Genomic DNA, 26863 nt, shown 5'->3' on the forward strand with positions numbered 1-26863 from the left:
CCCGGTCCGGCCCGTCCCGATCACGGCCTCTTTTCGCCGTGGGGCTGTCCGTATTTCGTCCCACGAGGATTCCGAGGGGGCAGGGTGGGGCCTGTGGAAAACTCCGGGTCTGTCCGTGGCGGCGCCTATGGTGGAGGCGGTGGTCGAGGGACGGCGCACGGGTGTGGCGATGAGTGGGACAGGTGGATCAGCGAGATGACGACGGTGACCGAGGGGCCGGGCGCGGACCGGAGTGAGGCGCTTGGCGCGCTGCACCGGGTGTTCGGGTATGACGCGTTCCGGGGGGAGCAGGAAGCGATCATCGAGCATGTGGTGGCCGGCGGGGACGCGCTGGTGCTCATGCCGACCGGTGGCGGCAAGTCGCTGTGCTATCAGATTCCGGCGCTGGTCAGGCCGGGCACCGGCGTGGTGGTCTCGCCGCTGATCGCGCTCATGCAGGACCAGGTGGACGCGCTGCGCGCGCTGGGCGTGCGGGCGGGGTTCATCAACTCCACGCAAGGTTTCGACGAGCGCCGGACGGTGGAGGCCGAGTTCCTCGCCGGTGAGCTGGACCTGCTCTACCTGGCCCCGGAGCGGCTGCGCGTGGACGCCACGCTCGACCTGCTCTCCCGCGGCAAGATCTCCGTCTTCGCGATCGACGAGGCGCACTGCGTCTCCCAGTGGGGCCACGACTTCCGCCCGGACTACCTGAACCTCTCGCTGCTCGGCGAGCGCTGGCCGGACGTGCCCCGGATCGCCCTGACCGCCACGGCCACCCGCGCCACCCACCAGGAGATCACCCAGCGGCTGAACCTCCCCGAGGCCCGCCACTTCGTCGCCAGCTTCGACCGCCCCAACATCCAGTACCGCATCGTCCCCAAGGCCGACCCCAAGAAGCAGCTCCTCGCCTTCCTCCGCGAGGAGCACGCGGGCGACGCCGGGATCGTCTACTGCCTCTCCCGCAACTCCGTCGAGCGCACCGCCGAGTTCCTCACCGCCAACGGCATCGCGGCCGTCCCGTACCACGCGGGCCTGGACGCGGCCACGCGCGCCCGGCACCAGTCCCGGTTCCTGCGCGAGGAGGGCCTGGTGGTCGTCGCCACCATCGCCTTCGGCATGGGCATCGACAAGCCCGACGTCCGCTTCGTCGCCCACCTCGACCTGCCCAAGTCCATTGAGGGCTACTACCAGGAGACCGGCCGCGCGGGCCGCGACGGACTGCCCTCCACGGCCTGGATGGCGTACGGCCTGAACGACGTCGTGCAGCAGCGCAAGCTGATCCAGTCCGGTGAGGGCGACGAGGCGTTCCGCCGCCGTGCCGCCTCCCATCTGGACGCGATGCTCGCCCTGTGCGAGACCGTCCGGTGCCGCCGGGGCCAGCTCCTCGCCTACTTCGGCCAGGACCCCGCCGAGGAGGGCTGCGGCAACTGCGACACCTGCCTCACCGCCCCGGAGACCTGGGACGGCACGGTGGCCGCGCAGAAGGTGCTCTCCACCGTGGTCCGGCTCCAGCGCGAGCGCGGCCAGAAGTTCGGCACCGTGCAGATCGTGGACATCCTGCTCGGCAAGCGCACCGCCAAGGTGATCCAGTTCGACCACGACCAGCTCTCCGTCTTCGGCATCGGCGACGACCTCGCCGAGGGCGAATGGCGGGGCGTGGTACGGCAGTTGCTCGCGCAGGGGCTCCTGGCCGTCGAGGGGGAGTACGGCACGCTGGTGCTCACCGAGACCAGCGGCGAGGTGCTGCGCCGCGAGCGCGAGGTGCCGCTGCGCAAGGAGCCCAAGCGGCCGACCACCGCCCGCGCCGCCGGCCGGGGCGAGCGCAAGGGCAAGACGGCGGCGGCCGAACTGCCCGCCGAGCTGGTCCCCGTCTTCGAGGCGCTGCGCGCCTGGCGCGCGGAGCAGGCGAAGGAGCAGGGCGTCCCGGCGTACGTCATCTTCCACGACGCCACCCTCCGCGAGATCGCCACCAGCCACCCCCGCTCGGTGGCCGAGCTGGGCACGCTGAACGGAGTCGGCGAGAAGAAGCTCGCCACGTACGGGGAGGGGGTGCTCGCGGTGCTGGAGGCCCAGTCCGCCCCGGCCGGCGCCCCGGAGGCAGCGGCACCGAAGGCCCCGGCCCCCGCGGCTGCCATCCCGGCCCCCGCCTCCGATTCCCCCGACCTCCACTGGCCCGACGGCGAGGAGGAGCCCGACTGGTCCTGACCGGCAGGGCTTATGCCAGCGCCGTCAGCCCCGGCGCGAAGGTGATCAGCAGCGGCAGCAACGGCACCAGCGCGGCGAGAGCCGTGGTCAGCGCCCGGTGCCGGCGTGGCAGCCGGGGCGGTGGCTCCAGCAGCCGGTCGACCCGTTCGCCGAGCAGCCGCCGGCTGGAGGCGCAGGACAGCACGCCCCGGTGCTGGTTCAGCTCGATCAGCGCCAGCGCGGTGGTGACGTGCCCGCAGCGCCGCGAGGCGGTGTCGTCGGCGGCCAGCTCCACCAGCCGGTGCGTCTGGTCGCAGAAGTGCGCGAAGAGCGGGATGCGCGGGAAGCCCGTGGCGAGCGCGCTGGACAGATGCAGCAGCCAGTCGTGGTGGGCGCGGGCGTGCCCCCGCTCATGGGTGAGCACCGCGTCGACCTGATGCCCGGTGAGCCGGTGCAACGCGCCGGTGGTCACCACCAGTTGGGCCGGATGGCCGGGCATCCACCAGGCGTCCGGGTACTCGTCCTCCAGCACCAGCAGCGGACCGCGCGCCGGGGGCAGCCCGCCGGGCAGGTCGGGCGCCCGCTCCCGCAGTTGCGCGCGGGCCAGCCCGCGCCGCCGTCGCGCCTCGGTCAGCTCGCGGCCCAGCATCGCCGTGGTCCAGGCGGCGCCGGAGGCCAGCAGCAGGGTGAGGGCGGTGGCCCAGGCGGGTGCGGCCGACAGGTCGTAGGCGGCGGTGACGGCGGGCGGGGCCGGGGCGAAGACATGGTCGCGGACGGTGTGGAAGACGGCCGCCGCGCCCAGGACCAGCGCGGTCAGACAGCACAGCAGCACCGTGGCGACCAGGCACTGCCACACCCACAGCGCCACCACCGGCTCCCGCTCCGGCCAGTCGGCACGGGTCAGCGCCCGGGGCGCCGGTACGGCGGCCGTCAGGGCGAGGACGGTCAGCAGGAGCAGGCAGACGGTCATGCCGGGGCTCCGGTTCCTGTCGGACGTGCCTGGTCGGAAGGGGGTACGGCCCGCCGGCGAGCAGGGCGCGGGCCGCCTGTTGCGTACGCCGTCAGTATGACGGCCCGCGCCCACCGAAGACAGGCATACGCCACACCCGCACCCCGCCGGAACCGGGCGACCGGCGCCACCCGCGCCCCCCCACCCCGGCCCCCGCCTCAGCCGCTGACGATCCGCCCCTCGACCTCGCCCAGACCGATCCGTCCCCCGTCCTTCCCCGGCGCCCAGGCCGTGAAGGTCACCACGTCCCCGTCCTCCAGGAACGCCCGCTTGCCGTCGGGGAGTTCGAGCGGATCACGCCCGTTCCAGGTCAGCTCCAGCAGCGACCCCCGCTGCCCCTCGGCGGGTCCGCTGACCGTGCCGGAGGCGTAGAGGTCGCCGGTGCGCAGGGAGGCACCGTTCACCGTGAGGTGGGCGAGCTGCTGGGCGGCGGTCCAGTACATGGTGGAGAAGGGCGGCTCGGCCACCACCTGGCCGTTGATGGCGACGGAGATCCGCAGGTCGTAGCCGCCGGGCTCGACACCGGGGGCGGAGTCGTCGAGGTAGGGCAGCAGCGGGTGGGTGCGCTCGGGCGGGGCCACCCGGGCGTCCTCCAGGGCGGCAAGCGGGGTGATCCACGCCGAGACCGAGGTGGCGAAGGACTTGCCGAGGAAGGGTCCGAGGGGCACGTACTCCCACGCCTGGATGTCCCGCGCCGACCAGTCGTTCAGCAGGCACAGCCCGAAGACGTGGTCCCGGAACCCGGTCAGCGGGACGGGGGTGCCCTGCGCGGAGGGCACGCCCACCACGAAGCCGACCTCCGCCTCGATGTCCAGCCGGATCGAGGGCCCGAAGACCGGCGCCGGGTCGGCGGGGGCCTTGCGCTGGCCGGAGGGGCGGACCACATCGGTGCCGGAGACCACGACGGTGCCCGCGCGGCCGTGGTAACCGATGGGCAGGTGCTTCCAGTTGGGGGTGAGCGGGTCGGGGGAGTCGGGGCGGAAGATCTGGCCGACGTTCCGGGCATGGTGCTCGGAGGCGTAGAAGTCGACGTAGTCGGCCACCTCGAACGGCAGGTGCAGGGTGACGTGCGCCAGCTCATGAAAAAGAGGCTCGACGGCTTCCCGGTGCGCGGGCCGCGTGACCCACTCGGTGAGCGCCGCGCGCACCTCGGCCCATACGGCGGGCCCGGCGGCCAGCAGCGGGTTGAGGTTGGGCGCGGAGAGCAGCTCCGCGTGCGGGAAGTCCAGCGCACGGGCGGCGGCGCCCGCGTCCAGGACGTGGTCGCCGAGCCGGACACCCACCCGGCGATCACTGCTGCCGTCGGGCGAGAACACGCCATAGGGAAGGTTGTGCGGACCGAAGGGGTCGCCCTCGGGAACGTCGAACGGTGGCACGGGGGGCATGGGGTGCTGCCTCACTCTCATCCGCGTCGGCCTGGGTTGATGATCCATAGCGTCGGGCCACACGTTACGGCCGGAACCGGTGTGTTGGGCAGGGTGCGGCGGCTGATGGGGGGCGGTGTCTAAAGAGTTCGCAATGTCCGAGTAGTGCTTGTCGGAGGGATGTGTTCCGGCTTAGCGTCCTTCGGGGGACACGGGCGGGGTGGGGCCGGTCCAAAGGGGGGACACGTGGGGGGACCCGTGGCCGGAAGACACTCTGGCGCGCCCGTCGAGGCGGACCGCGAAGTGCCTGGCCTGATAGTCAAGTTCGGCGGATATCCGCTGCACCACGGCGGAGTCGGCGCGATCCGCAGCCTGGGCCGGCTGGGCGTGCCGATGTACGCCATCACCGAGGACCCGTACACCCCGGCCGCCGCCTCCCGCTATCTGGAGCGGGCGTTCGTCTGGCCGACGACCGGCGCGGAGGACCCGGAGCACCTGGTGGAGGGACTGCGCCGCATCGGGCGCCGCATCGGACGGCCGACGGTCCTGATCCCGACCGACGAGGAAGCGGCCGTCCTCATCGCCGAGCACCAGGACGAGCTGTCCGGCGCCTTCCTCTTCCCGCCCGTCGACCCGGCCCTGCCGAGGCGGCTGGCCAGCAAACAGGGGCTGCACGAGCTGTGCGAGGAGCACGGCATCGCCAGCCCCACCACCGTCTTCCCGACCTCGTACGACCAGGTCGTGGCCTTCGCGGACGAGGCGCTGTTCCCGGTGGTGGCCAAGAACCGGGAGGCGTTCGTCCGGCGCAGCCGCCCCGCCGTGGGCGGCACCACCCGGATCGGCAGCCGCGCCGGCCTGCTGGCCCTCGCCCGCGACTGGGGTGACGACCCCGGCGTGATCCTCCAGGAGTACCTGCCGAGGGAGGCGGCCGAGGACTGGATCGTGCACGCCTGCTTCGACGCGGACGCCAACCCGCTCGCCGTCTTCACCGGCGTCAAGGTCCGCTCCTGGCCCCCGCACGCGGGCATGACGGCCCACGCGTACGTCGTCGACAACCCTGAACTCGCCGACCTGGCAACGAGGTTCGTGAAGCAGCTCGGCTTCGCCGGGGTCGTCGACCTCGACCTGCGCTTCGACCGCCGCGACGGCCAGTACAAGCTGCTGGACTTCAACCCCCGGATGGGCGCCCAGTTCCGGCTCTTCGAGAGCGGGTCGGGCGTGGACGTCGTACGGGCCCTGCACCTGAACCTCACCGGCCGGGCCGTCCCCGAGGGGGAGCAGCGGGCCGGGCGGCGGTTCGTCGTGGAGAACATCGACCTGCCCGCCCTACTCGCCTACCGGCGCAGCGGCTACACCACGCCGTCCGCCCCCGCGCGGGCCGAGGGCACCGAGCTGGCGTGGCTCGCGGGCGACGACCCGATGCCGTTCCTCACGATGCTCGCCCGCTTCGGCCGCCCCGGCGCGAAGCACCTGTACCAGCTCTGGCGGACCAGCCGCCGGGGCGGCGGCACCTCGCACTCCACGAAGTAGGCAAGGCCACGCACGTGGCGCACCGCGTCCTGGGGAGGGACTTCGTGATCCGACCGGTTGCAGTCATCGGGGCCGGGCCGTACGGCCTGTCCACCGCCGCCCATCTGCGGGCGCACGGCATCCCCGTACGGGTCTTCGGCGACCCCATGGTGAGCTGGCGCGCGCACATGCCCGAGGGGATGCTGCTGAAATCCACCCCGGCCGCCTCGAACCTCGACTGCCCGCAGCCCGGCCACACGCTCGCCGACTACTGCGACGCGGCGGGCGTCCGGCGCCTGGTCACCGACGAGGACATCATCCCGGCGGAGACCTTCATCGCCTACGGGGAGTGGTTCCAACAGCGCCTCGTGCCGGACCTGGAGCAGGTCCGGGTGGTGTCGGTCGAGCGGGGGCGGCCCGGCGGGTTCGAGCTGAAGCTGGACTCGGGGGAGCAGTTCGCCGCCCGCGCGGTGGTGGTCGCCACCGGGCTCTCCGGCTTCGCGCATCTGCCCGCCGAGCTGGCCGGAGCGGCCTTCGGCGGCCCCGCGCTGGTCACCCACAGCTCCCTCCACCACGACCTCGGCCGGTTCGCGGGCCAGGAGCTGCTCGTCGTCGGCGCCGGCCAGTCCGCGCTGGAGACCGCCGCACTCGCCGCCGAGGCGGGCGCGACCGTACGGGTCGTCTCGCGGGGGAGGGGAAAGGTCGCCTTCGGCGCGCCGCCCTGGAAGCAGCCGAGGTTCCGGCCCGAGTCGCCGTTCGGCCGCGCCTGGTCGCTGTGGGCGCTCAGCTACTACGCCCAGCCCTACCGCTTCCTGCCCGAGGCCGCCCGGCACCACCTGGTCCGCCGGGTGCTCGGGCCGCTCGGCGCCTGGTGGCTGCGGGAGCGCTTCGAGGGGCGGGTGCAGGTGACGGAGGTGGCGCGGGTGGTGTCCGCCGAGGCGGTGGACGGCGCGCCGGTGCTCACCGTACGCACCCACGGCGGCCGCACCGACCGGCTCACCGCCGACCACGTCATCGCGGCCACCGGCTACCGGGTCGACCTGGCCGCGCTGGACTTCCTCGGCCCCGGCCTGCGCACCGACCTCGCGGTCACCCGGGGCGCCCCGCGCCTCGGCCCCGGCTACGTCTCCTCGCTGCCCGGCCTCTACTTCACCGGCCTGCCCGCGGCCGCGTCGTACGGGCCGGTGATGCGCTTCGTGTGCGGTACGGAGTTCGCCTCCCCGAGGCTGGCGAAACACCTGGCCGCGGCACACGGCGCGCGGGGCTGAGGCGCGCGTCAACTCCGGTATCCGCGGGGTGAGTCGGGAGGACCGGTGATCCGTATTCTCTGATCATGGCCGCACCCTCCCCTCTTTCCCGTCGCTCCCGTCCCGCGCTCATCGCCACCGACCTGGACGGGACGCTGCTGCGCGGCGACGACACGGTCTCCGCCAGGTCGCTCGCCGCGCTCGCGGCGGCGGCCCGCGCCGGTGCCCGGCACCTGGTGGTGACGGGCCGCCCGGCGCCCCGCGTACGCCCCCTGCTGGCCGCGCTCGGCGGCACCGGGCTCGCGGTGTGCGCGCAGGGCGCCCAGGTGTACGACGCCGCCACCTCCGCCCTGCTGTGGTCGGTCCGGCTGGACCGGGAGCTGGCCGAGACGGCGCTCGGCAAGATCGAGGCCGAGGTCGGCCAGGTGCACGCGGCCGCCGACCAGGACGGCGTGGACGGGCTGACCCTGATCGAGTCCGGCTACCGGATGCCGCACCCGACCCTGCCCGCCGTACGGGTGGAGCGGCGCGAGCAGCTCTGGCGGGCACCGATCAGCAAGGTGCTGCTGCGCCACGACCGGCTGTCCGACGACGAACTGGCGGCCACCGCCCGCTCGGTCGTCGGCTCGCTGGCCACGGTCACCATGTCGGGACCCGGCACGGTCGAACTCCAGCCGTGCGGCATCACCAAGGCGACCGGGCTCGCGCTGGCCGCCGAGCACCTGGGCCTCGGCCGCGCGGACACGATCGCCTTCGGCGACATGCCGAACGACATCCCGATGTTCCAGTGGGCGGCCCACGGCGTCGCCATGGCCGGCGCCCACCCGGAACTCAAGGCGGTGGCCGACGAGGTGACCCTCTCCAACGAAGACGACGGGGTGGCCGTCGTCCTGGAGCGCCTGTTCGCCCCCTGAATCCGACAGAAGCCGACAGCGCCCCCGCCGCACGCGCGAGGCGTGCGACGGGGGCGTGTTGCGACGGCTGTACCGGCTTGGTACGTGTACCGGCTTAGTACGGGCCGTTGACGTTGTCGATCGAGCCGTAGCGGTGGTACGCGTAGTTGCAGGCCGCGGTGATGTTGGCGACCGGGTTGTACGGGTCGAAGGACGTGCCGGCGACGTGGTACGTCTTGAAGGTCGGGTCGATCACCTGGAGCAGGCCCTTGGACGGGGTGCCGTTGATGGCGTTGATGTCCCAGTTGTTGATGGCCAGCGGGTTGCCCGAGGACTCGCGCATCACGTTGCGGTGGATGCCGTTGTAGGTGCCCGGGATGCCCTTCTCGGCCATGATCGCCAGGGACTGGCGAATCCAGCCGTCGAGGTTGTTCGGGTACACGGCGGAGGCGGCGGGCTTGGCGGCCGGGGCGGCGGAGGCGCTGGTGGCGCCGATGAGGGGGAGCGCGAACATCGCGGCACCGGTACCGGCGACGGCGAGCGTGCGGACGAGGCGCTTGGTGCGGGCACGGCGCGGCTGAGCAGCAGCAGACATGTCGGTGTTTCCTCTCCGTCGCCTGCGAGGTGAGCTGTCGGGTTCGGGCGGGGAGGTGCCCGGCCGCGTCGTCCCCGGTGCCCGTCGGACACCGGGGACGATTTCGGCTTCACCCCGAGCCGTCCCGGCGCGACATGGGTCGCACCGGTCCGGCGGCTTACCTGGGTCCCCCGCTCCTGCCGTACGAATGAGTTCGTGAGTGGGTGTGCCAGGCGCGGCAGGATTCGGCGTTCGCCTGACAGGGCGGGAACGTATGCGACCGCACATGTCCGGAACAAGTACTGGATTCACCCAAAGCGCTAGTTGACCTTGGTCTGTCCCAAATAACCCACTTGATCCTTTGCGCCCGCCAATCCTCAACTTCCGTACCGGGCACCGCAAGAAGGGGGTGAGGGGGGGCTTTGCGGGGTACCCGCGACTGGGCGGTCCGCGTGAGCCAACTCACGGAATCGCAAAATACGCAAAATCAGACATGGGGGATTATGTGGATTTGAGCCGTCTGTGGGTATTAGGGAGTGTCGGTCCCCCGCAGGCGGAACCTCTCGGACCCTTCCGTTCGTTGGCCCGGTGTGACCCCCGGAGTGCCGGATCGTCCGACCGACTCCCCCTATACCGACCGTTGTCCACCCATCCGGTACATGCCGGACGAAATCCGATACCTCACGAGCTGGACCGGTGGGTGCGATCGGTGATCGAAAGCGGACCGGATACGCTGACTTGACTGATGGCAGCGACCTATCGACAAGCCGTGAAGTCGCCAGCAGACACCAGCAGACAGGAGAACCTCGTGACCGTCGTCGGGCCGTTCGGGCTGAGCGTGCGGGACCAGGCACTGGAAGCCGATGTCCAGGCCGGACTGGCGGCTGTCGAGGCGGGCCTGCTAGAGGCCACCAAGAGCGAGGTCCCCTTCATCACCGGGTCCGCCCAGCACCTGGTGCGGGCCGGCGGCAAGCGGTTCCGTCCGCTGCTCGTGCTGCTGTCCGCCCAGTTCGGCGACCGGCACGCCCCGCGTATCGTCCCCTCGGCCGTCGTCGTGGAGCTGACCCACCTGGCCACGCTCTACCACGACGACGTCATGGACGAGGCGGCCGTGCGGCGCGGCGTGGACAGCGCCAACACCCGCTGGGGCAACTCGGTCGCGGTGCTCACCGGTGACTTCCTCTTCGCCCGCGCCACGCAGATACTCGCCGATCTCGGCCCCGAGGCCGTCCGGGTGCAGGCCCTCGCCTTCGAGCGCCTCGTCACCGGCCAGATAATGGAGACCGCGGGTCCCCAGGACGGCCGCGACCCGGTCGAGCACTACCTCGACGTGCTCTCCGGCAAGACGGGCTCGCTGGTCGCCGTGTCCTGCCGGTTCGGCGCCATGATGTCCGGCGCCGACGAGAGCGTGGTCGACGTGCTCACCCAGTACGGCGAGCGGCTCGGCGTCGCCTTCCAGCTCGCCGACGACGTGCTGGACATCGCCTCCGACTCCGACGAGTCCGGCAAGACCCCCGGCACCGACCTGCGCGAGGGCGTGCCCACGCTGCCCGTGCTCCGGCTGCGCGAGCGCGCCGCCCGGCTCGGCGAGCCCGCCGACCTCGCCCTGTGCGAGCTGCTGGACTCCGACCTCGGCGACGACGCCCGGCTCGCCGAGGCGCTCACCGCCCTGCGCGCCCACCCCGCGCTGGACCAGGCCCGCCGCGACGCGGTCCGGTACGCGGAGGAGGCCCGCGCGGCCCTCGCCCCGCTGAAGGACTGCACCGCCAAGTCGGCCCTGATCGAACTGTGCGACGCCGTGGTGCACCGGGCCGGCTAGCGCGTACGGGCGCTCGTGCGACCCCTACGGGTCGGTGCGGGCGCCCGGTCGGTACGTCATACCGCAGGTGTACGCCGAGTTGGCTCCGTGGGCTGACGCCTGAGGACTGCCGAATTGGTGTGATGGGAACCAGGGAAACCACCACTCCTCACCGATCCGGGTGAGAATGGCGGCTCAGGTGGAACCCATAGAGCGCAGCCGCCGCCGACGACGGAGGTAAGGCAGACATGGCACCGTACGAATCCGACCACGCGACCGGCACCGGCCCCGACGAGGACCCGCGTACCGGCCGCCGCAAGGCCGCCCGGTACGTCGTGCCCGTCGCGGTGGTGGGTGTCGCGGCCGCCACCATCGGGCTGGTCCCGGCGCTCGCCGCCTCCGGCGACCCGGACCTGCCGAAGATCACCGCGCAGCAGCTCATCGAGAAGATCGCCAAGTCCGACGTCCAGCGGATGTCCGGCACCGTCAAGGTCAGCACCGACCTCGGCCTGCCCGACCTCGGCAGCCTGCAGGGCGGCATGGGCTCTGACCAGGGCGACTCCTCCGCCGACCCGCGCACCAAGCTCACCGAGCTGGCGTCCGGCACCCACACCCTGCGGGTGGCCGCCGACGGCCCCGAGAAGCAGAAGGTCTCGCTGCTGGAGCGCGACGCCGAGTACAGCCTCATCCACAACGACAAGAACGTGTGGGGCTACGACAGCGCGAGCAACGAGGTCTTCCACACCACCGACCGGCACAGCGGCGACAAGCGCGAGCACCGGCCGAGCGCCACGCCCGACGACTTCGCCGAGGAGGCCCTGAAGTCGGTCGACTCCACCACCTCGGTCACCGTCGACGGCACCGCCCGCATCGCCGGCCGGGACGCCTACCAGCTCGTGATCAAGCCCAAGCAGTCCGGCTCCACCGTCCGTGACGTCACCATCGGCGTCGACGCCAAGACCGGTCTGCCGCTGAAGTTCACCCTCACCCCGAAGAGCGGCGGCGCCCCCGTCCTCGACGCGGGCTTCACCAAGGTCTCCTTCGCCGCCCCGCCCGCCTCCACCTTCGACTTCCGCCCGCCCAAGGGCGCGAAGGTGACCGAGGAGAAGCCGGGCAAGGACGAGCACGGCCCGGACTTCGGCGAGGAGTTCGCACCGGGCGGCCTGAAGGGCGCCGACACCATCGGCGAGGGCTGGACCACCATCGCCACGTTCGACACCGGCGCCAAGGGCGACAAGTCCGCTCAGCAGGGCGGCGCGATGGGCGGCTTCCTCGGCTCGCTCGGCGACCAGGTCTCCGGCGACTTCGGCAAGGGCACCGTCTTCTCCACCCGCCTGGTCAACGCCCTGATCACCGACGACGGCAAGGTCTACGCGGGCGCGGTCACCAAGGACGCCCTGGTCAAGGCGGCCGACGCGGACAAGTAGCCCGCCCGACACGCGAGGGGAACCGATGGAGCCGGCGTCCGCCACCGGGGAAGAGCCCGCGCCCGTCATCGCCACGCGCGGCCTCACCAAGCGGTACCGGGGCGGACAGCTCGCCGTGGACGGTCTGGACCTGACCGTCCCGGCGGGCAGCGTCTTCGGCTTCCTCGGCCCCAACGGCTCCGGCAAGACCACCACCATCCGCATGCTGATGGGCCTGATCGACCCGACCTCGGGCACCGCGCACGTCCTGGGCCGCCCCATGCCGGGCGCCACCCGTGCCGTACTCCCCGAGGTCGGCGCCCTCATCGAGGGCCCCGCGCTCTACGGCTTCCTCTCCGGCCGGGACAACCTGCTGCGCTACGACTCCGCCGACCCGGCCGCCGACCCCCGCACCCGGCGCGCCCGCACCGCCGCCGCGCTGGAACGGGTGGGGCTCGCCGCGGCCGGGGGCAAGAAGGCGCGGGCGTACTCGCTCGGCATGAAGCAGCGCCTCGGCCTGGCCGCCGCCCTGCTCCGCCCGCGCCGCCTGCTCGTGCTGGACGAGCCCACCAACGGGCTCGACCCGCAGGGCATGCGCGAGATCCGCGGCCTGATCCGGGAACTGGCCGCCGACGGCACCACCGTCTTCCTCTCCTCCCACCTCCTCGACGAGATCGAGCAGGTCTGCACCCACGCGGCGGTGATGACCCGCGGCCGGCTGGTGATCCAGGGCGCGGTGGCCGACCTGTCCGCCGGTGCGCGTGGCCGGCTCGCCGTGACCACCCCGGACCCGGCCGACGCGGCCCGCGTGCTGGGGGAGCAGGGCGTCACCGACCTCACCGTGGCCGGGGAGACGGTCACCGGGGAACCGCCCGACCGCGACCTCGCCGAGGTGAACGCCGCCCTGGTCGCGGCGGGCGTGCGGGTACGGGGGTTCACCCTGGAACGGGCCTCGCTGGAGGACGCGTTCGTGGCACTGACCGGAGAGGGCTTCGATGTCGCGGGCTGAGACCACGTACCCCACGGCGCCCCGGCCGCTGTGGACCTTCGGGCTGCTGCGCAGCGAGCTGGTCACCACCCTGCGCCGCTGGCGGACCCTGGTGCTGCTCGCGGTGCTGGCCGCGGTGCCGGTGCTGATCGGGATCGCGGTACGGGTCGAGACGGGCGGCGGCGGGGACCCGGACCGGGGCGGCGGGGGTCCCGCCTTCATCGCGCAGGTCACCAACAACGGGCTGTTCCTGGTCTTCACCGCGCTCGCGGCGACCCTGCCGTTCTTCCTGCCGATGGCGGTCGGGGTGATCGCCGGGGACGCGGTGGCGGGGGAGGCGGGCGCGGGCACGCTGCGCTATCTGCTGGTCGCCCCTGCGGGCCGTACCCGGCTGCTGCTGACCAAGTACGCGACCGTGCTGGCCTTCTGCCTGCTGGCCACCCTGGTCGTCGCGGTATCCGCGCTGGCCGTGGGCGCGCTGCTGTTCCCGCTGGGGGAGGTCACGACGATCTCCGGTACCCGGATCGGGTTCGGCGACGGGCTGCTCCGGGCGCTGCTGATCGCCTTGGCGGTGGCGGCCTCGCTGGTCGGGGTGGCGGCGCTCGGGCTGTTCGTCTCCACGCTGACCAACAGCGGGATCGCGGCGATGGCGACCACGGTGGGGCTGCTGATCACCGTCCAGATCCTCGACCAGATTCCGCAGCTCCACGCGATCCAGCCGTACCTGTTCTCCCACTACTGGCTGTCCTTCGCCGACCTCCTGCGCGACCCGGTCCTCTGGGACGACCTCCGCCGCAACCTGGTCCTCCAGGGGATCTACGCGGCGGTGTTCGGCACGGCGGCGTGGGCGCGGTTCACGGCGAAGGACATCACGGCCTAGCGGTTCGGGAACTGGGCCGGCGGGGTCTCGCCCGCGAAGAAGGTCTTCGCGCGGGCCAGTGCCTCGGTGTCGTTGCGTACGTCGCCGGGGCCGCTGCCGTTGCCCAGCAGCACTCCGCCGAAGCGCATCTTCAGGTACGCGGCGGAGTTGTTGAGGCTGCCGATCAGGGGCTCGGCGACCGAGGGGTTCCGGTCCGCGAGCGCCGTCACGCCCCAGAGGGTGCGGCCGGCCATCGCGTCCTTGAAGCCGACCTCGGGGATGCGGAGCCAGCCCGACCAGTGGTCCAGGTAGCGCTTGGTGAGGCTGGAGAGGGAGTACCAGTACAGCGGCGAGGCGATCACCACGTCCGTGGCGGCGAGCGTGGCGTCCAGCAGCATCCCGGCGGGGGTGTCCGAGGCGGGGCGTACGTGGTCGCTGTCGTGCCGCAGGTCCTCCGCTTCGGGCAGCGGCAGCCCGGCGAGCCTGATCCACTCCTGCTCGACCCCCTCTGGCAACTGCTCGGCGGCCGTGCGGGCCAGGAACTCGGTGTTGCCCTGGGTGCGGGCGCTGCCCAGGACGAAGAGGAATCTGCGGCTCATGGGGACCCCTGGGGCGAGAGAAGTTAAATCCGCATGCATCTTATGCACGTGCAACCATACTCCCGCAAGGGTGGCTGGTGCGAGGCTGTGACGTCGCGGTGACGCGCGGGGGCGCCGTGGGCGGCGAGACTGGACGCAGGAGGCGTACGACCGGGCGCGGCGCCGGGGGGAATGAGGGAAATCGATGTCTCGACTCAGCTTCGAGAAGCGGCGCGCGGACCGGCCGGTCCAGGTCCGCGTCTCGGCCACGGGCGCGTCGGTCGCCGACGCGCCCGTCCTCCGGACACCGGGCGACGACATCCACGACGCCGTCCTCAACCACCTCCGCGATCTGGCCATCTCCCACGGCGCCCCGATCCGGGCCACCATCCACGACGACGCCGCGGGCTGCCTGGTCCCGCTGGAGATCTCGCCGGACGGGACAACGCGGATGACGGGGGACCCGACGAGGCTGCCCGCGGCACCGGGGACGGTGCAGCCGCCTCGGGGGGTGTTCGGGCCGCCGCCGGTGATGGGGGGTGCGGAGGAGCCCATACCGGAGCGGAAGCCTCGGGCCGCTTCCGGCACGGTCAACTTCAGGAAGCTCAAGCCTGGGTCGGGACACAAGGCCGCCTCTGAGCCGGGGCCTGCGCTCGTCCTCGGTGCCGAACCGGCTCCCGGTCCGGTTCCCGAACTGATCCTGGGCCCCGAGCCTTCCCCCGGCCTGGGTCCCGAACTCGTCCCCGGTGCCAAGTCGGTCCCCGGCCCGGCCCCCGAACCGGTCCTCGGCGCCAAGTCCGTCCCCGAAGCCGACCCCGAGCCCATTCCGCCGAGTCGGTTCGATGCCATCGCGGAGGAGATGCTCGCGGAGGTGCCGGTGGGGGAGACGGTGGACGGGGCCGAGGTGTGGACGGTTGCGATGGCGCGCGTCGGGGATGCCGTACGGGACGGGGAGGTCGAGCGGGCGGCCGAGTTGGCGAGCCGGGCGGTGGCGAAGGCGTCAGGTGCGCTGGGGCCCCGGCACCCCGAGGTGCTGCACCTGCGTGAACTCTGCGCGTACATCGCCTACTTGACCGGCGACCCGGCCCGCGCCTTCGACCTCTCGCTGGACCTGGCCCGTAAGCGCGCCGAGTCGGGCGACCCGGCGGCGGCCTACGGCAACGTACGCAGCGCGGTGACCGCGTGGCGCGCGGTGGGCGACGCGGAGCAGGCCCTGCGGATGGGGCGCGAACTCATCGACGTATGGACGGCGTTGGCCGCCAAGCCGGGCCCCGCCGCGTCCGACCCGCGCCCCCTGGAGTCGGCCCACACGCGCATGACCCGTCTGACGGCACGCGCGGCGGCGGCCGAGGCGTGAGGTCGGCTCAGCCGCAGCTCTCCGCGACCCGTACGACCCCGAGCACGACCGGGTAGTCGGTGATCTGCTGGTTCGGTCCCGGCCGGGTCTCGCAGATCTTCCACTCGGCCGGATCGTTCACCGAACGCCCCTTCCCGCTCACGTCCTTGAAGGCCACGTCGGTATCGGGACCCATCTGCTCGGCCGCGCGGCCGGCGTTGCCACCGATGACGTCCATCATGACGGCGGTGACGGGCTGAGGACGCGCGCTCGCGGTGGCCGTAGCCGCAGGGTCAGAGTGCCCCGCCCCCGCACAAGCGCTGACCGAGCCCAGCAGAGCGACGGCGACGAGGGCTCCCCCTACTGAACGCAAAACTCGTTCCCCTCAGGATCAGCCAGTACGGTCCACGCCCCGGCAGGCTCACTCACCTCACGCAGCACAGTGGCCCCCAGCCCGATGAGCCGAGCCACCTCCTCGGCCCTCCGCTCCGGCCCGGCGTGCAGATCGAGATGCAGCCGGTTCTTCCCACTCTTCGCCTCCGGCACCCGCTGAAACAGCACCCGCCGCCCCAGCCCGGTCCCCGTCTCGGCGTCGTACGGATCATCGGGATGCCGCACCGCCACCAGATCCCGGAACGCCGGCCGCCCGTGATACTCCACCGTCGCCTCCCCACCCAACGCCCCGAACGACAACAACCGCTCGATCAACCCACTGTTGTCCTCCGGCTCATAGTGCAAAGCGGCCCCCCAAAAGTCCGCCTGCGCATGCGGATCAACCGCATCCACCACAACCTTCCAATGCAACGGCTCAACCCGCGAAGAAGAAGTCACCATGCAGCCCTTATAGCGCCGAAGCCCACCCCACATGGCGGGTTACGCCACATCCGCGCGCCTAGTTACGTAGCCCGACCACACGTACGTACCCCACACCCCGAGTAACCTCGCCGAGCCGGTACCCCGGAGGCAGCGGCGCCTGCGAGGTTGCCGTGAACGGCAGGTACCGGATCAGCCGGTCGGCACGCTGCTCAAGGCTCGGCACAGCGGCGTCCCCCACAACCAGCACGGACCGCGCACCCGTTTCCCCGAGCACCTTCAGCACGTGCCCGGCATCGCCTCCCAGCGGACGGTCCGGAACCCGGAACACCCCGGCCCCATGACTCCCCGGCCGCCCCTCCTCGACCAGGCCCCCGGCCCCCACCACGAGGTCGTGCGACTGCCGCAGCAGACCGACCTCGGCGGACAGGACCTCACTGTCGGGCCCTTGGACCCACGTGATGAACGGCCGCTCAAGGGTCAGTGAAGCCAGCCAAGGCCCAAGCACCAGCAGAGCCTCCTCCGCGAGCACCCCCTGCTCGACGTCCACCCCGGCCTGCCGCAGCAGCGCGGCGCCACCTTCCCCACGCGAGGTCGGGTCCATCACGGCGATGACGACACGAGCCACCCCCGCGTCGATCAACGCCTCCCGGCACGGCGGCGTACGCCCGTAGTGATTACACGGCTCCAGGGTGACCACAGCAGTCCCCCCGACCGCCCTGTCCCCAGCCGCAGCAAGCGCATTGACCTCGGCATGAGCCTCCCCCTTGCGCCGGTGATACCCCTCCCCGACCACCCGCCCACCCCGATCCAGAATCACGCACCCCACCGGCGGATTAGGACTCGCGGACCCCAACCCCCGAGCCGAAACAACAATCGCCCGCCGCATGGCCTCCAGCTCCCGCGCCTCCACCTCAGCGCACCCGCCCTTCCTCGAATCGCTCGAACAGGCTGGAAACGGCCCGTGAGTCGCACGCCACCCCGAGCGAATTGATCGCGGCTACCGCTTCGTTCAACGTGCGCTTCGAACCTGTCCCGTTCGCGATGTCCAGTGCTGCGCCCGCCGCTTCAGCGGCCTGATCGTATTGCCGTACACCCGCGTAGGCCATCGCCAGCCGAGCCTGCGCCAGTCCCCGGTCACGCTGGTAGGCGTCCGGCAGGCTGCTGAGCCCGGCCTCGAAGAGGGGCGCCGCCCGGTCCGGTCGGCCCAAGGTCAGCCAGCAGGTCGCCCGTTGGATCTCGATGTAGCTCGCCGTGCAGAAGTCCCCGTGCCCCGACCGCGCGTCCCCCTTGGTCTCGGGCGAGGCGGCGAACCCGTGCGCTGCATCGAGGCAACGCTGGCTGGCGACCTCGTCACCCCCCAACGCATGTCCGTGCGCCTCCTGTTGCAGAGCCGCCGCCCGCACGGGTGTGGGGTGAGCAGCCGCATCACGCTGGACAGCCCGAGCGAGGCCGACGGTCTGTGCTGCCTTCTTCATCGTCGTCGCCTGCTGGCTCCTGCGGAACAAGGTCCAGGTCGTCATGGTTTCTTCGCCGGACTCCACCGCCCACTCCATGGCCCGTCCTGTCCATGTGACGGCCTGCGGAATATCGGCCATGTCTTCGTGCAGCCACGCTGCGGATTCCGCGTATCGCGCCGCGAGTCTCAGTACCTCAAGCCGCTGTGCTCCCTTCGCGTGCTCGAGAAGGGATTCCAGAATGCCCAGTTGCTGATGTACGGAAGCGAGGGCGTGTCCGGGACCGAAGATGTTGTCGGCGCGGACCAGTGAATGCCACATCTCCCGCAGGTGCTCCACGGCAGCCTCGATACGGGTTCCGCCGAGCCTTGGGGTCCTGAACTCCCGCACCTGCGTATGCGGGAGTTCAGGGAGAACCGCCCCCACCGCTCCGGTGATCAAAGTGCGTCGACTGATGGGCACCACGTGCCTCCTGCCCTCGATCATCACCGTGACCAGCAGTACGTCAGAGGAATCAGCACCCTGTGGCACGTCGCTCAGCGGTGCCGGAGCACCCTCCCACGGGCGCGCCGGAAGCCCCAGCATCGCACCAGGAATTCCGAACGCGTCGGCCACGCGTTCCATGACTCCCTGTCCGCGAATGCCGCGCACTCCCCGGACGATGTCGCTCACCCGCGAAGTCGTCATCCTGCCGACGGCAGACGCGATCACCGCGTAACTGGTCAGGAATGGTCAGCGCATAGCCGTCACGCTGTGCCGAGCGGTCTTCCATGAATTCCCCTGCGGAGACGGAAGTGATCTCTTCATCACAGTAGCCATCACCCGCTGGCGGAGTTCCCCAAACGAGCAGATGGGGTTCCCCGTTCGTCATTCCCAGGTGTCCGTCTACTGGCGGAAGCTCTGCATCGAAGCGTTCCACGTGCCGGACCAACAGGAGGCTGACGCCAGTGACCGACGCTAAGACCGAAGTCCGTGCGGCAGGAGCCGACACCGACGCACGGCAGTGGGAGTACACGACGTACGCGCCGGCTGGGGAGATGTGTCCCGGCTGCGGGCAGCCGATCCAGAGCCTCGAAGTCTGCCGGCGGGGGATGCTCGCGCGCCGCGACACGCCTCCCCTGATCGCCTACTGGCACTTCGCCTGTGCCACGCAGAAGAGGCCGTGACCCCCTCTTCTCACATGGCGTTGCACGCGCCCGAAACCCGACGACGACGAAGACATGGTGTCCCATGGAAACCCGAGAACGTGCCCGGCTGGACGCTTATTTCTCCCGGATCGCGAAGGAGTTCAATCCCTCCGCGCCACCGGCCTCCCTGCTGATCACGCATCTGCTGCCCGAGCGGCCCGCGTTCGTGCGGGCGGTCGGCCTGGTCTCGCACCTCCGGGGTGTGCTCCCCAAGCCCAAGTCCGTGCACGTGGGCGCCAAACGCGAGGTGGAGCGCATGGTGGGGGTGGACGAGTTGTCGCGGGAGCGCTTCGCCGACCCCGACACCGCGCTGGCCTACCTGGAAAGCAGGGTGGCCGGGGAGCCGGTCGTGCTGCTGGACGTGGGCGGATACTTCGCCCCCGCGCTGGACGCCTTGTGCGAGGGGTTCAGCGGTACGGTGCTCGGCATCGTCGAGGACACGGAGAACGGCCACAAGCGGTATGCCGAGCGGGCCAAGCTGCCGTGCCCCGTCATCTCTGTTGCCCGGTCTCCCCTGAAGGAGCCGGAGGACTTTCTGGTGGGCCAGTCCGTCGTGTTCTCGACGGAGGCGCTGTTACGTGGCCGGGGCGACATCCTGCACGGCCGGCCCGCACTGGTCCTCGGCTTCGGCAAGCTCGGCAGCTCGATCGCCCGTCTGCTGCATGCCAAGGGGGTGCACGTCACGGTCTACGACATCGACCCCGTACGACGTGCGCAAGCCCTGTCGCAGGGATTCAGCGTTGCCCGGGACCGTGATGCCGCGTTGAAGTCGGCGGGGCTCGTTCTCTGTGCCACGGGTGCGCTGTCGCTGCGCGGTGAGGACTTCCCCGAACTGAAGAACGGGGCGTTTGTCGCCACCGTGACCAGCTCGGAAGACGAGTTGGAGTTGTCCGGGCTGCCGGACTACTACAGCAAAGCCGTCGCGGCGGAGCACATCACGCGCTACGAGACGACGGGCCACTACTTCTACCTGCTCAACGGAGGTGAAGCGGTCAACTTCCTGCACGGCGCGAGCGTCGGCCCGTTCATCTTCCTGGTGCAGGCCGAGCTCATCGCGGCCGTGCACGCCCTGGCGAACGGGGGACTCGATGCCACCATGCACGAGGTCTCCGCAGCGGACCGCAGCAGGATCGCTGCGACGTGGCTCCACTTCTACAACGAACGGTGACCGAATCATGCCGATCACTCCCGAACACATCCGCGCGACGGTGGGCGAGTATCTCGCCGCGCACCCCGCCGAGAAGGCCGCGCTGTCCGGCGTGCTGGAAGGGCTGGACCGAGGTGACGACCTCACCGGCCGCAGCACCGGCCCCTTGCATGTCACGGTGGGGGCGGTGCTGGTCGATGACATCGGCGACGTGCTGTTCATCCGGCACAACATCTTTCGTAAGTACCTCCTGCCCGGCGGGCACCTGGAGACCGAGGACGAGAGCCTGATGGACGCCGCCCGGCGCGAGCTGGGGGAGGAGACGGGCATTGAGGCGGGCGTCGCGTCACTGTCGTCCCGGCCCGTGCACATCGACGTGCACGACATCCCCGCGAACGAGGCCAAGGGCGAACCGGCGCACCAGCACGCGGACGTGCGCTACCTGTTCAGGACGACCGGCCCCGTCGAGGTGACGTTGCAGGAGGAAGAGGTGAGCGGGTGGGAGTGGCGCAGCCCGGACACCCTCGCGGACGCGACACTGCGGCAGCGGGTGCTCGCCGCGACCCACGCCTCAAGCTGACCGGTACACCCCGTCAGGACTCTCCCCCGCCCATGCCGCGTACTCCTCGAAGCCAAGGTTGCCCAGGGTCAGGTTGGCGTGGATGTCGGGGATGCCGGGCGGGGTGGTGCGGAAGGTGGGGCCGGACTCGGTCAGGCGGGCGTAGTCCTCGTCGTCCTCGCAGTCGTCGGGGGTCAGGGTGGTGAGCGCGAGGAGGGCGGGGGGAGCGGAGCGCATTGTGGTGGTGTCCGCGAGGAAGACGACGCTCAGGTCGTCGGCGTCGCGGGTCGCTGTCAGGACGTCTTCGGCGGACGCCCCGGACCACGAGGGGGCGTCGATGAGGTGGACGTGCTGGGGGAGCGTTGCCACCAAGGCCAGCCAGGCCCGCTCGTCGGCGTAGTCGGTCCGGATGACGACCGCGTCGAAGTCTCCCCGGCCGACCAACCCCTCAGACATCCACCGCATCCACCGCAGCCGCAGCAGGGTCCGTACGACGCGACATCGCCACCACCCGCGCCCGCCGCGCGGAGCGCATCGCGTCCCAGGTCAGCAACACCAGCGCCAGCCAGACCAGGGCGAAGCCGGCCCAGCGTTCCGGGGGCATGGCCTCGTGGAAGTAGAGGATGCCGAGGAGGAACTGGAAGACGGGGGCCAGGTATTGGAGGAGGCCGAGGGTGGAGAGGGGGACTCGGATGGCGGCGGCGCCGAAGCAGACCAGGGGGAGGGCGGTGACGATGCCGGTGGAGGCGAGGAGGACGGCGTGGCCGGGGCCCTCCGTGGCAAAGGTGAGGTCGTCCCGGGTGCTGAGCCAGATCAGGTAGGCGAGGGCGGGGAGGAACTGGATGGCCGTCTCGGCGGCCAGGGATTCCACACCGCCCAGGTTGACCTTCTTCTTCACCAGGCCGTACGTCGCGAAGCTGACCGCGAGGCAGAGGGAGATCCACGGGGGCTGGCCGTAGCCCACGGTCAGGACGACGACGGCGGAGAAACCGACGGCGACCGCCGCCCACTGCACCGGGCGGAGTCGTTCCTTCAGTAGGAGCACGCCCAGCGCGATCGTCATCAGGGGATTGATGAAGTACCCGAGCGACGCCTCCACCACGTGACCTGAGTTCACAGCCCAGATGTAGACGCCCCAGTTCACAGTGATGACAGCCGCCGCCACCGCGATCAGCGCGAGCCGCCGTGGCTGGCGCAACAGCTCGCCCGCCCACGCCCACCGCCGCGTGAACACCAGTGCCACGGCGACGAACACCAGGGACCACACCATCCGGTGCGCCAGGATCTCCATGGCCCCGGCCGGCTTCAGCAGCGGCCAGAAGAGGGGGACCAGCCCCCACATCCCGTACGCCGCGATGCCGTTCAGCAGCCCTATTCGGTGTTCACCCTTGGACGTCCCGGCCACGGGCTCCTCCTTCTCGCAATCCGCCACGCGAGAACGAAGGTAACGCCGCCCCACCCCGCCTGTCATGCCCGTATCGCCATACGGTCATGACCGGAGAGGTGGGGTGGGGCGCCAGGCCCGGTTCAGCCCTTCAGCCCCTCCTCCACCGCCACCGCCAGCGGCGTCGTCGGGCGGCCGATCAGCTTCGACAGCTCGCCGCCCGGCACCACCAGCTCGTCGCGTGCGATCGACGCGTCCACCCCGACCAGCATCTCCGCGAGTGCGTCCGGCAGCCCCGCGCCGGCCAGGATGCCCTTGAGGGTTTCTCCGGAGACGGACTGGTAGCTGATCGTCCGCCCGGTCCGTGCGCTCAGCTCGGCCGCGTACTCGGCGAAGCCCCACGCCACGTCGCCGCCCAGCTCGTACGTGGTGTTCTCGTGGCCCTCACCGGTCAGCACCGCGACCGCCGCGGCGGCGTAGTCGGCGCGCGCGGCGGAGGAGACGCGGCCCTCGCCCGCCGCCGTGACCACCGCGTCGTGGGCCAGCACGGGGGCCAGGTTCTCGGTGTAGTTCTCGTGGTACCAGCCGTTGCGCAGCAGCGAGTACGGCAGTCCGGACGCGAGCACCGCCTCCTCCGTGGCCCGGTGGTCGTCGGCCAGCGTCGCGGTCAGGGTGCCCGGCGCGCTGGTGTACGCGAGCAGCGCCACCCCCGCCGCCTTCGCCGCGTCGATGACGACCTGGTGCTGCGCCACCCGGCCCTTGTCGAACTCGTTGCCCGAGATCAGCAGCACCTTGTCGCCGGCCGAGAAGAGGCCGTCGAAGGTGTCGGGGGCGTTGTAGTCGGCGACGGCCAGCCGCACACCGCGCTCGGCGAACTCGGCGCCCTTGGCCTTGTCCCGCACGACGGCGGTGATCTCCTCGGCCGGAACCCGCTCCAGCAACTGGGCGATGACGTGGCGGCCGAGGTGTCCGGTGGCTCCGGTGACGACGATGCTCATGGGGTTTCTCCTAAGGGATGTCGGGGTGATGTCACTAACCCTAGGAGAGGCGCTAACCAAACGACAGTACCCACTTTCAAGTAAGGTACTGCCATGACGGTAAGTAAAGAGGTCAGCGACGCCCTGTGCCCGCAACGCCTGGTGCTGGAGCATGTGACGAGCCGCTGGGGCACGCTCGTCCTTATCGAGCTGCTGGACCGCTCCTACCGGTTCGGGGAGCTGCGGCGGGCGGTCGGCCGCTGGGGCGGGCGCGAGGTCAGCGAGAAGATGCTCACCCAGACCCTGCAGACCCTGGAGCGCGACGGCCTGGTCCACCGGGACGCCAAGCCGGTCATCCCGCCCCGCGTCGACTACTCCCTCACCGGCCTCGGCCGCGAGGCCGCCGAGCAGGTCAGAGCGCTGGCCCTGTGGACCGAGGACCGCCTGGACCAGGTGGAGAAGGCCCGCCGCGCATACGACGAGGCCCGGGAAGTGCGCTCCCGGGCCTCGTAAAAACTGACCTCAGCCGACGACCGTCCAGGTGTCCCCGCCCGCCAGCAGCGTCGCCAGATCCCCCTTGCCCTGCTGCTCGATCGCCGTGTCCAGTTGCTCGGACATCAGGCTGTCGTAGACCGGCCGGTCCACCGCCCGGAACACCCCGATCGGGGTGTGGTGCAGGGTGTCCGGGTCGGCCAGCCGGGACAGCGCGAAGGCGGTGGTGGGGGAGGCCGCGTGCGCGTCGTGGACGAGCAGGTCCGCCTCGTTGTCCGGGGTCACGGTGACCACCGTCAGCTCACCGGTCCGGTCCCGTACGACACCCCGCGAGCCGTCCGCGCCGAACCGCACCGGCTGCCCGTGCTCCAGCCGGATCAGCGCCTCCTCGGCCCGCTGCTTGTCCTTGAGGGCGTCGAAGGCACCGTCGTTGAAGATGTTGCAGTTCTGGTAGATCTCGATCAGCGCGGTGCCCGGATGGTCGGCGGCCGCCCGCAGCACCTCGGTCAGATGCTTGCGGTCGGAGTCGATGGTCCGGGCGACGAACGACGCCTCCGCGCCCAGCGCCAGCGACACCGGGTTGAACGGCGCGTCCAGCGACCCCATCGGCGTCGACTTGGTGATCTTGCCGAGTTCGGAGGTCGGGGAGTACTGGCCCTTGGTGAGGCCGTAGATCCGGTTGTTGAACAGCAGGATCTTGAGGTTCACATTGCGGCGCAGGGCGTGGATCAGATGGTTGCCGCCGATGGACAGGGCGTCCCCGTCGCCGGTGACCACCCACACCGACAGGTCCCGCCGCGAGGAGGCGAGCCCGGTCGCGATCGCCGGGGCGCGGCCGTGGATGGAGTGCATCCCGTAGGTGTTCATGTAGTACGGGAAGCGGGACGAGCAGCCGATGCCCGAGACGAAGACGATGTTCTCCCGCGCCAGCCCCAGCTCCGGCATGAACCCCTGCACGGCCGCGAGGATCGCGTAGTCCCCGCAGCCGGGGCACCAGCGGACCTCCTGGTCGGACTTGAAGTCCTTCATCGACTGCTTGCCCTCGGCCTTGGGGACAAGCTGGAGCAGCTCGCGTGCGGAGTCAGTCATCGATGGCCTCCTTGAGCGCGGTGGCGAGCTGTTCCGCCTTGAACGGCATGCCGTTGACCTGGTTGAACGAGCGGGCGTCGACCAGGTACTTCGCCCGGATCAGGGTGGCGAGCTGCCCCAGGTTCATCTCGGGGATCACGACCTTGTCGTAACCCTTCAGTACCTCGCCGAGGTTGGCGGGGAAGGGGTTGAGGTGCCGCAGATGCGCCTGCGCGATCGACTCGCCGGCCGTGCGCAGCCGCCGTACCGCCGCCGTGATCGGGCCGTACGTCGAGCCCCAGCCGAGCACCAGCGTGCGGGCGCCTTCGGGATCGTCCACCTCGATGTCGGGGACGTCGATGCCGTCGGTCTTGGCCTGGCGGGTGCGGACCATCAGGTCGTGGTTGGCCGGGTCGTAGGAGATGTTGCCCGTGCCGTCCTGCTTCTCGATGCCGCCGATGCGGTGCTCCAGGCCCGGCGTGCCCGGCACCGCCCAGGGGCGGGCCAGGGTGTGCGGGTCGCGTTTGTACGGCCAGAAGACCTCGGTGCCGTCCTCCAGGGTGTGATTCGGACCCTGGGCGAACTGGACCTGGAGATCCGGGAGTTCGTCGAGGTCCGGGATGCGCCACGGCTCGGAGCCGTTGGCCAGATAGCCGTCGGAGAGCAGGAACACCGGGGTGCGGTAGGTGACCGCGATCCGGGCCGCCTCCAGCGCCGCGTCGAAGCAGTCGGCCGGGGTGCGCGGGGCCACCACCGGGACCGGCGCCTCGCCGTTGCGCCCGTACATCGCCTGGAGCAGGTCGGCCTGCTCGGTCTTGGTCGGCAGACCCGTCGACGGGCCGCCGCGCTGGATGTCGATCACCAGCAGCGGCAGCTCCAGCGAGACCGCGAGCCCGATCGTCTCGCTCTTGAGCGCCACCCCCGGCCCCGAGGTCGTCGTCACCGCGAGCGAACCGCCGAACGCCGCGCCCAGCGCCGCGCCGATGCCCGCGATCTCGTCCTCGGCCTGGAAGGTCCGCACACCGAAGTTCTTGTGCTTCGACAGCTCGTGCAGGATGTCGGAGGCCGGGGTGATCGGGTACGAGCCCAGGAACAGCGGAAGATCGGCCTGCCGGGAGGCGGCGATCAGCCCGTAGGCCAGGGCGAGGTTGCCGGAGATGTTGCGGTAGACACCGGGCGGGAAGGCCCGTGCGGCCGGCGCCACCTCGTAGGAGACGGCGAAGTCCTCCGTCGTCTCGCCGAAGTTCCAGCCCGCCCGGAACGCGGCCACGTTGGCCGCCGCGATGTCCGGCTTCTTGGCGAACTTCGTGGTCAGGAACTTCTCGGTGGCCTCGGTCGGCCGGTGGTACATCCAGCTCAGCAGCCCCAGCGCGAACATGTTCTTGCTGCGCTCGGCCTCCTTGCGGGAGAGGTCGAACTCCTTCAGCGCCTCCACCGTGAGCGTGGTCAGCGGTACCGGGTGCAGGTGATAACCATCGAGCGAGCCGTCGTCCAGCGGGGAGTCGGCGTACCCCACCTTGGCCAGGGCCCGCTTGGTGAACTCGTCCGTGTTGACGATGATCTCGGCGCCGCGCGGCAGGTCGCCGACGTTGGCCTTCAGGGCGGCGGGGTTCATGGCGACCAGCACGTTCGGCGCGTCGCCCGGGGTGAGGATGTCGTGGTCGGCGAAGTGGAGCTGGAACGAGGAGACGCCGGGCAGGGTGCCGGCGGGCGCGCGGATCTCGGCGGGGAAGTTGGGAAGGGTGGAGAGGTCGTTGCCGAAGGACGCGGTCTCCGAGGTGAACCGGTCCCCGGTGAGCTGCATACCGTCACCGGAGTCCCCCGCGAACCGGATGATCACCCGGTTCAGGCGCCGTACGTCCTTCGCTCCGCCCGGTCTGCGCTGCTCGCCCGCGGCGTTCTCGTCGGCCTGCTCCGCCGGGCTGCTGACCTGACTGGTCACTGAACTGGACCTCCTTCGAGGCGGCCGTCCGGGGGCGGTCTTCCCCCGGACCAATCCCAGGGTCAACCCTACGTCGCTCAGGGTCGGCTTCCGAGGATCGCTTGGGTATCTCC

26 protein-coding genes and 1 riboswitch are annotated in these 26863 nt (G+C 71.1%); of the genes, 13 read left to right on the forward strand and 13 right to left on the reverse strand.

All coding sequences use genetic code 11. The features are described from left to right. The first annotated feature begins 195 nt into the window (after nucleotides 1–195). Nucleotides 196–2184, forward strand: a complete 1989-nt coding sequence (recQ, locus tag E5083_RS00510) for a DNA helicase RecQ (protein ID WP_135783632.1) — start codon at nucleotides 196–198, stop codon at nucleotides 2182–2184. Between the two features lie 10 nt (nucleotides 2185–2194). Here recQ and E5083_RS00515 read toward each other — a convergent pair whose 3' ends face one another. Together E5083_RS00515 and fahA are read right to left on the reverse strand one after the other, a co-directional pair. Then, complete coding sequence (locus E5083_RS00515) at nucleotides 2195–3133, reverse strand: M56 family metallopeptidase (protein WP_135783633.1); 939 nt, start codon at nucleotides 3131–3133, stop codon at nucleotides 2195–2197. Between the two features lie 197 nt (nucleotides 3134–3330). Beyond that, the gene (gene fahA / locus E5083_RS00520) at nucleotides 3331–4548 is read right to left on the reverse strand and encodes a fumarylacetoacetase (protein WP_135784372.1); all 1218 of its coding nucleotides are present in this window, start codon (nucleotides 4546–4548) and stop codon (nucleotides 3331–3333) included. Nucleotides 4549–4794: 246 nt separating this feature from the next. On the opposite strand from fahA, the gene E5083_RS00525 reads away from it, so the two are divergent. From E5083_RS00525 to E5083_RS00535, 3 genes are all read left to right on the forward strand, one after another. Next, nucleotides 4795–6066: a carboxylate--amine ligase gene (locus E5083_RS00525; RefSeq protein ID WP_135783634.1), complete on the forward strand. Its 1272-nt coding sequence runs from the start codon at nucleotides 4795–4797 to the stop codon at nucleotides 6064–6066. Between the two features lie 44 nt (nucleotides 6067–6110). Further along, nucleotides 6111–7313, forward strand: a complete 1203-nt coding sequence (locus E5083_RS00530) for an FAD-dependent oxidoreductase (protein ID WP_135783635.1) — start codon at nucleotides 6111–6113, stop codon at nucleotides 7311–7313. A gap of 65 nt (nucleotides 7314–7378) precedes the next feature. Beyond that, entirely contained in the window at nucleotides 7379–8206 is an 828-nt protein-coding gene (locus E5083_RS00535) for an HAD family hydrolase (RefSeq protein ID WP_135783636.1), read from the forward strand. Between the two features lie 94 nt (nucleotides 8207–8300). Here the strand turns inward: E5083_RS00535 and E5083_RS00540 are convergent, their stop codons facing one another. Then, nucleotides 8301–8780, reverse strand: coding sequence for a transglycosylase SLT domain-containing protein (locus E5083_RS00540; RefSeq protein ID WP_135783637.1), 480 nt, complete (start codon nucleotides 8778–8780; stop codon nucleotides 8301–8303). 4 nt (nucleotides 8781–8784) lie between these two features. Further along, nucleotides 8785–8984, reverse strand: a riboswitch (cyclic di-AMP (ydaO/yuaA leader). Between the two features lie 583 nt (nucleotides 8985–9567). Here E5083_RS00540 and E5083_RS00545 point away from each other — a divergent pair. The 4 genes from E5083_RS00545 (at nucleotide 9568) to E5083_RS00560 (ending at nucleotide 13831) form a co-directional block, all read left to right on the forward strand. Further along, complete coding sequence (locus E5083_RS00545) at nucleotides 9568–10578, forward strand: polyprenyl synthetase family protein (protein WP_135783638.1); 1011 nt, start codon at nucleotides 9568–9570, stop codon at nucleotides 10576–10578. A gap of 227 nt (nucleotides 10579–10805) precedes the next feature. Continuing rightward, on the forward strand, nucleotides 10806–11984 hold the full coding sequence (locus E5083_RS00550) for a LolA family protein (protein WP_135783639.1): 1179 nt from the start codon (nucleotides 10806–10808) through the stop codon (nucleotides 11982–11984). 25 nt (nucleotides 11985–12009) lie between these two features. Next, nucleotides 12010–12972, forward strand: a complete 963-nt coding sequence (locus E5083_RS00555) for an ABC transporter ATP-binding protein (RefSeq protein WP_135783640.1) — start codon at nucleotides 12010–12012, stop codon at nucleotides 12970–12972. Continuing rightward, on the forward strand, nucleotides 12959–13831 hold the full coding sequence (locus tag E5083_RS00560) for an ABC transporter permease (protein WP_135783641.1): 873 nt from the start codon (nucleotides 12959–12961) through the stop codon (nucleotides 13829–13831). Before E5083_RS00555 ends, E5083_RS00560 begins: the two co-directional genes overlap by 14 nt. Here the strand turns inward: E5083_RS00560 and E5083_RS00565 are convergent. Continuing rightward, a complete protein-coding gene (locus E5083_RS00565) occupies nucleotides 13828–14409 on the reverse strand; it encodes a flavodoxin family protein (RefSeq protein ID WP_135783642.1) in 582 nt (193 codons plus the stop codon). The two genes, E5083_RS00560 and E5083_RS00565, sit on opposite strands and share 4 nt — an antisense overlap. A gap of 184 nt (nucleotides 14410–14593) precedes the next feature. On the opposite strand from E5083_RS00565, the gene E5083_RS00570 reads away from it, so the two are divergent. Further along, a complete protein-coding gene (locus E5083_RS00570) occupies nucleotides 14594–15745 on the forward strand; it encodes a tetratricopeptide repeat protein (RefSeq protein ID WP_135783643.1) in 1152 nt (383 codons plus the stop codon). A gap of 7 nt (nucleotides 15746–15752) precedes the next feature. Here the strand turns inward: E5083_RS00570 and E5083_RS00575 are convergent, their stop codons facing one another. The 4 genes from E5083_RS00575 to E5083_RS00590 form a co-directional block, all read right to left on the reverse strand. Further along, nucleotides 15753–15965, reverse strand: a complete 213-nt coding sequence (locus E5083_RS00575; protein ID WP_135783644.1) for a hypothetical protein — start codon at nucleotides 15963–15965, stop codon at nucleotides 15753–15755. Between the two features lie 119 nt (nucleotides 15966–16084). Then, on the reverse strand, nucleotides 16085–16558 hold the full coding sequence (locus E5083_RS00580) for a VOC family protein (protein WP_135783645.1): 474 nt from the start codon (nucleotides 16556–16558) through the stop codon (nucleotides 16085–16087). 58 nt (nucleotides 16559–16616) lie between these two features. Then, a complete protein-coding gene (ribD, locus tag E5083_RS32185; protein ID WP_135784373.1) occupies nucleotides 16617–17426 on the reverse strand; it encodes a bifunctional diaminohydroxyphosphoribosylaminopyrimidine deaminase/5-amino-6-(5-phosphoribosylamino)uracil reductase RibD in 810 nt (269 codons plus the stop codon). A 25-nt stretch (nucleotides 17427–17451) separates the two neighbouring features. Further along, nucleotides 17452–18681, reverse strand: coding sequence for an NsdA family TPR-like regulatory protein (locus E5083_RS00590; protein WP_483025176.1), 1230 nt, complete (start codon nucleotides 18679–18681; stop codon nucleotides 17452–17454). Nucleotides 18682–18941: 260 nt separating this feature from the next. Here E5083_RS00590 and E5083_RS00595 point away from each other — a divergent pair, with 260 nt between their 5' ends. The 3 genes from E5083_RS00595 to E5083_RS00605 all read left to right on the forward strand — a co-directional run bounded on the left by E5083_RS00595 (nucleotide 18942) and on the right by E5083_RS00605 (nucleotide 20908). Continuing rightward, entirely contained in the window at nucleotides 18942–19160 is a 219-nt protein-coding gene (locus tag E5083_RS00595) for a hypothetical protein (RefSeq protein ID WP_135783647.1), read from the forward strand. Between the two features lie 64 nt (nucleotides 19161–19224). Then, a complete protein-coding gene (locus E5083_RS00600; protein WP_135783648.1) occupies nucleotides 19225–20349 on the forward strand; it encodes an adenosylhomocysteinase in 1125 nt (374 codons plus the stop codon). 7 nt (nucleotides 20350–20356) lie between these two features. Next, nucleotides 20357–20908: an NUDIX hydrolase gene (locus E5083_RS00605; RefSeq protein WP_135783649.1), complete on the forward strand. Its 552-nt coding sequence runs from the start codon at nucleotides 20357–20359 to the stop codon at nucleotides 20906–20908. Here E5083_RS00605 and E5083_RS00610 read toward each other — a convergent pair. The 3 genes from E5083_RS00610 to E5083_RS00620 form a co-directional block, all read right to left on the reverse strand. Continuing rightward, nucleotides 20900–21343, reverse strand: a complete 444-nt coding sequence (locus E5083_RS00610) for a DUF6924 domain-containing protein (RefSeq protein WP_244317344.1) — start codon at nucleotides 21341–21343, stop codon at nucleotides 20900–20902. The two genes, E5083_RS00605 and E5083_RS00610, sit on opposite strands and share 9 nt — an antisense overlap. Continuing rightward, nucleotides 21336–22292, reverse strand: a complete 957-nt coding sequence (gene rarD, locus E5083_RS00615; RefSeq protein WP_135783651.1) for an EamA family transporter RarD — start codon at nucleotides 22290–22292, stop codon at nucleotides 21336–21338. The genes E5083_RS00610 and rarD overlap by 8 nt, the downstream gene beginning before the upstream one ends. Nucleotides 22293–22414: 122 nt before the next feature. Beyond that, entirely contained in the window at nucleotides 22415–23269 is an 855-nt protein-coding gene (locus E5083_RS00620) for an SDR family oxidoreductase (RefSeq protein ID WP_135783652.1), read from the reverse strand. A 93-nt stretch (nucleotides 23270–23362) separates the two neighbouring features. On the opposite strand from E5083_RS00620, the gene E5083_RS00625 reads away from it, so the two are divergent. Next, nucleotides 23363–23761, forward strand: a complete 399-nt coding sequence (locus E5083_RS00625; protein ID WP_135783653.1) for a winged helix-turn-helix transcriptional regulator — start codon at nucleotides 23363–23365, stop codon at nucleotides 23759–23761. Between the two features lie 9 nt (nucleotides 23762–23770). On the opposite strand, the gene E5083_RS00630 is transcribed toward E5083_RS00625, so the two are convergent. Together E5083_RS00630 and E5083_RS00635 are read right to left on the reverse strand one after the other, a co-directional pair. Next, the gene (locus E5083_RS00630) at nucleotides 23771–24829 is read right to left on the reverse strand and encodes a 2-oxoacid:ferredoxin oxidoreductase subunit beta (protein WP_135783654.1); all 1059 of its coding nucleotides are present in this window, start codon (nucleotides 24827–24829) and stop codon (nucleotides 23771–23773) included. Further along, complete coding sequence (locus E5083_RS00635) at nucleotides 24822–26750, reverse strand: 2-oxoacid:acceptor oxidoreductase subunit alpha (protein WP_135783655.1); 1929 nt, start codon at nucleotides 26748–26750, stop codon at nucleotides 24822–24824. The genes E5083_RS00630 and E5083_RS00635 overlap by 8 nt, the downstream gene beginning before the upstream one ends. Between the last annotated feature and the right edge of the window lie 113 nt (nucleotides 26751–26863).

It is taken from the genome of Streptomyces bauhiniae (assembly GCF_004784475.1).
Taxonomy (GTDB): Bacteria; Actinomycetota; Actinomycetes; order Streptomycetales; family Streptomycetaceae; genus Streptomyces; species Streptomyces seoulensis.

Excerpts from the sequence above, each read along its gene's own strand:
- recQ (WP_135783632.1), top strand. The coding sequence starts at position 196 with ATGACGACGGTGACCGAGGGGCCGGGCGCGGACCGGAGTGAGGCGCTT.
- E5083_RS00515 (WP_135783633.1), bottom strand. The coding sequence starts at position 3,133 with ATGACCGTCTGCCTGCTCCTGCTGACCGTCCTCGCCCTGACGGCCGCC.
- E5083_RS00535 (WP_135783636.1), top strand. The coding sequence starts at position 7,379 with ATGGCCGCACCCTCCCCTCTTTCCCGTCGCTCCCGTCCCGCGCTCATC.
- E5083_RS00540 (WP_135783637.1), bottom strand. The coding sequence starts at position 8,780 with ATGTCTGCTGCTGCTCAGCCGCGCCGTGCCCGCACCAAGCGCCTCGTC.
- E5083_RS00550 (WP_135783639.1), top strand. The coding sequence starts at position 10,806 with ATGGCACCGTACGAATCCGACCACGCGACCGGCACCGGCCCCGACGAG.
- E5083_RS00555 (WP_135783640.1), top strand. The coding sequence starts at position 12,010 with ATGGAGCCGGCGTCCGCCACCGGGGAAGAGCCCGCGCCCGTCATCGCC.
- E5083_RS00560 (WP_135783641.1), top strand. The coding sequence starts at position 12,959 with ATGTCGCGGGCTGAGACCACGTACCCCACGGCGCCCCGGCCGCTGTGG.
- E5083_RS00565 (WP_135783642.1), bottom strand. The coding sequence starts at position 14,409 with ATGAGCCGCAGATTCCTCTTCGTCCTGGGCAGCGCCCGCACCCAGGGC.
- E5083_RS00570 (WP_135783643.1), top strand. The coding sequence starts at position 14,594 with ATGTCTCGACTCAGCTTCGAGAAGCGGCGCGCGGACCGGCCGGTCCAG.
- E5083_RS00575 (WP_135783644.1), bottom strand. The coding sequence starts at position 15,965 with ATGATGGACGTCATCGGTGGCAACGCCGGCCGCGCGGCCGAGCAGATG.
- E5083_RS00580 (WP_135783645.1), bottom strand. The coding sequence starts at position 16,558 with ATGGTGACTTCTTCTTCGCGGGTTGAGCCGTTGCATTGGAAGGTTGTG.
- ribD (WP_135784373.1), bottom strand. The coding sequence starts at position 17,426 with ATGCGGCGGGCGATTGTTGTTTCGGCTCGGGGGTTGGGGTCCGCGAGT.
- E5083_RS00590 (WP_483025176.1), bottom strand. The coding sequence starts at position 18,681 with ATGACGACTTCGCGGGTGAGCGACATCGTCCGGGGAGTGCGCGGCATT.
- E5083_RS00600 (WP_135783648.1), top strand. The coding sequence starts at position 19,225 with ATGGAAACCCGAGAACGTGCCCGGCTGGACGCTTATTTCTCCCGGATC.
- E5083_RS00605 (WP_135783649.1), top strand. The coding sequence starts at position 20,357 with ATGCCGATCACTCCCGAACACATCCGCGCGACGGTGGGCGAGTATCTC.
- E5083_RS00610 (WP_244317344.1), bottom strand. The coding sequence starts at position 21,343 with ATGTCTGAGGGGTTGGTCGGCCGGGGAGACTTCGACGCGGTCGTCATC.
- E5083_RS00620 (WP_135783652.1), bottom strand. The coding sequence starts at position 23,269 with ATGAGCATCGTCGTCACCGGAGCCACCGGACACCTCGGCCGCCACGTC.
- E5083_RS00625 (WP_135783653.1), top strand. The coding sequence starts at position 23,363 with ATGACGGTAAGTAAAGAGGTCAGCGACGCCCTGTGCCCGCAACGCCTG.
- E5083_RS00630 (WP_135783654.1), bottom strand. The coding sequence starts at position 24,829 with ATGACTGACTCCGCACGCGAGCTGCTCCAGCTTGTCCCCAAGGCCGAG.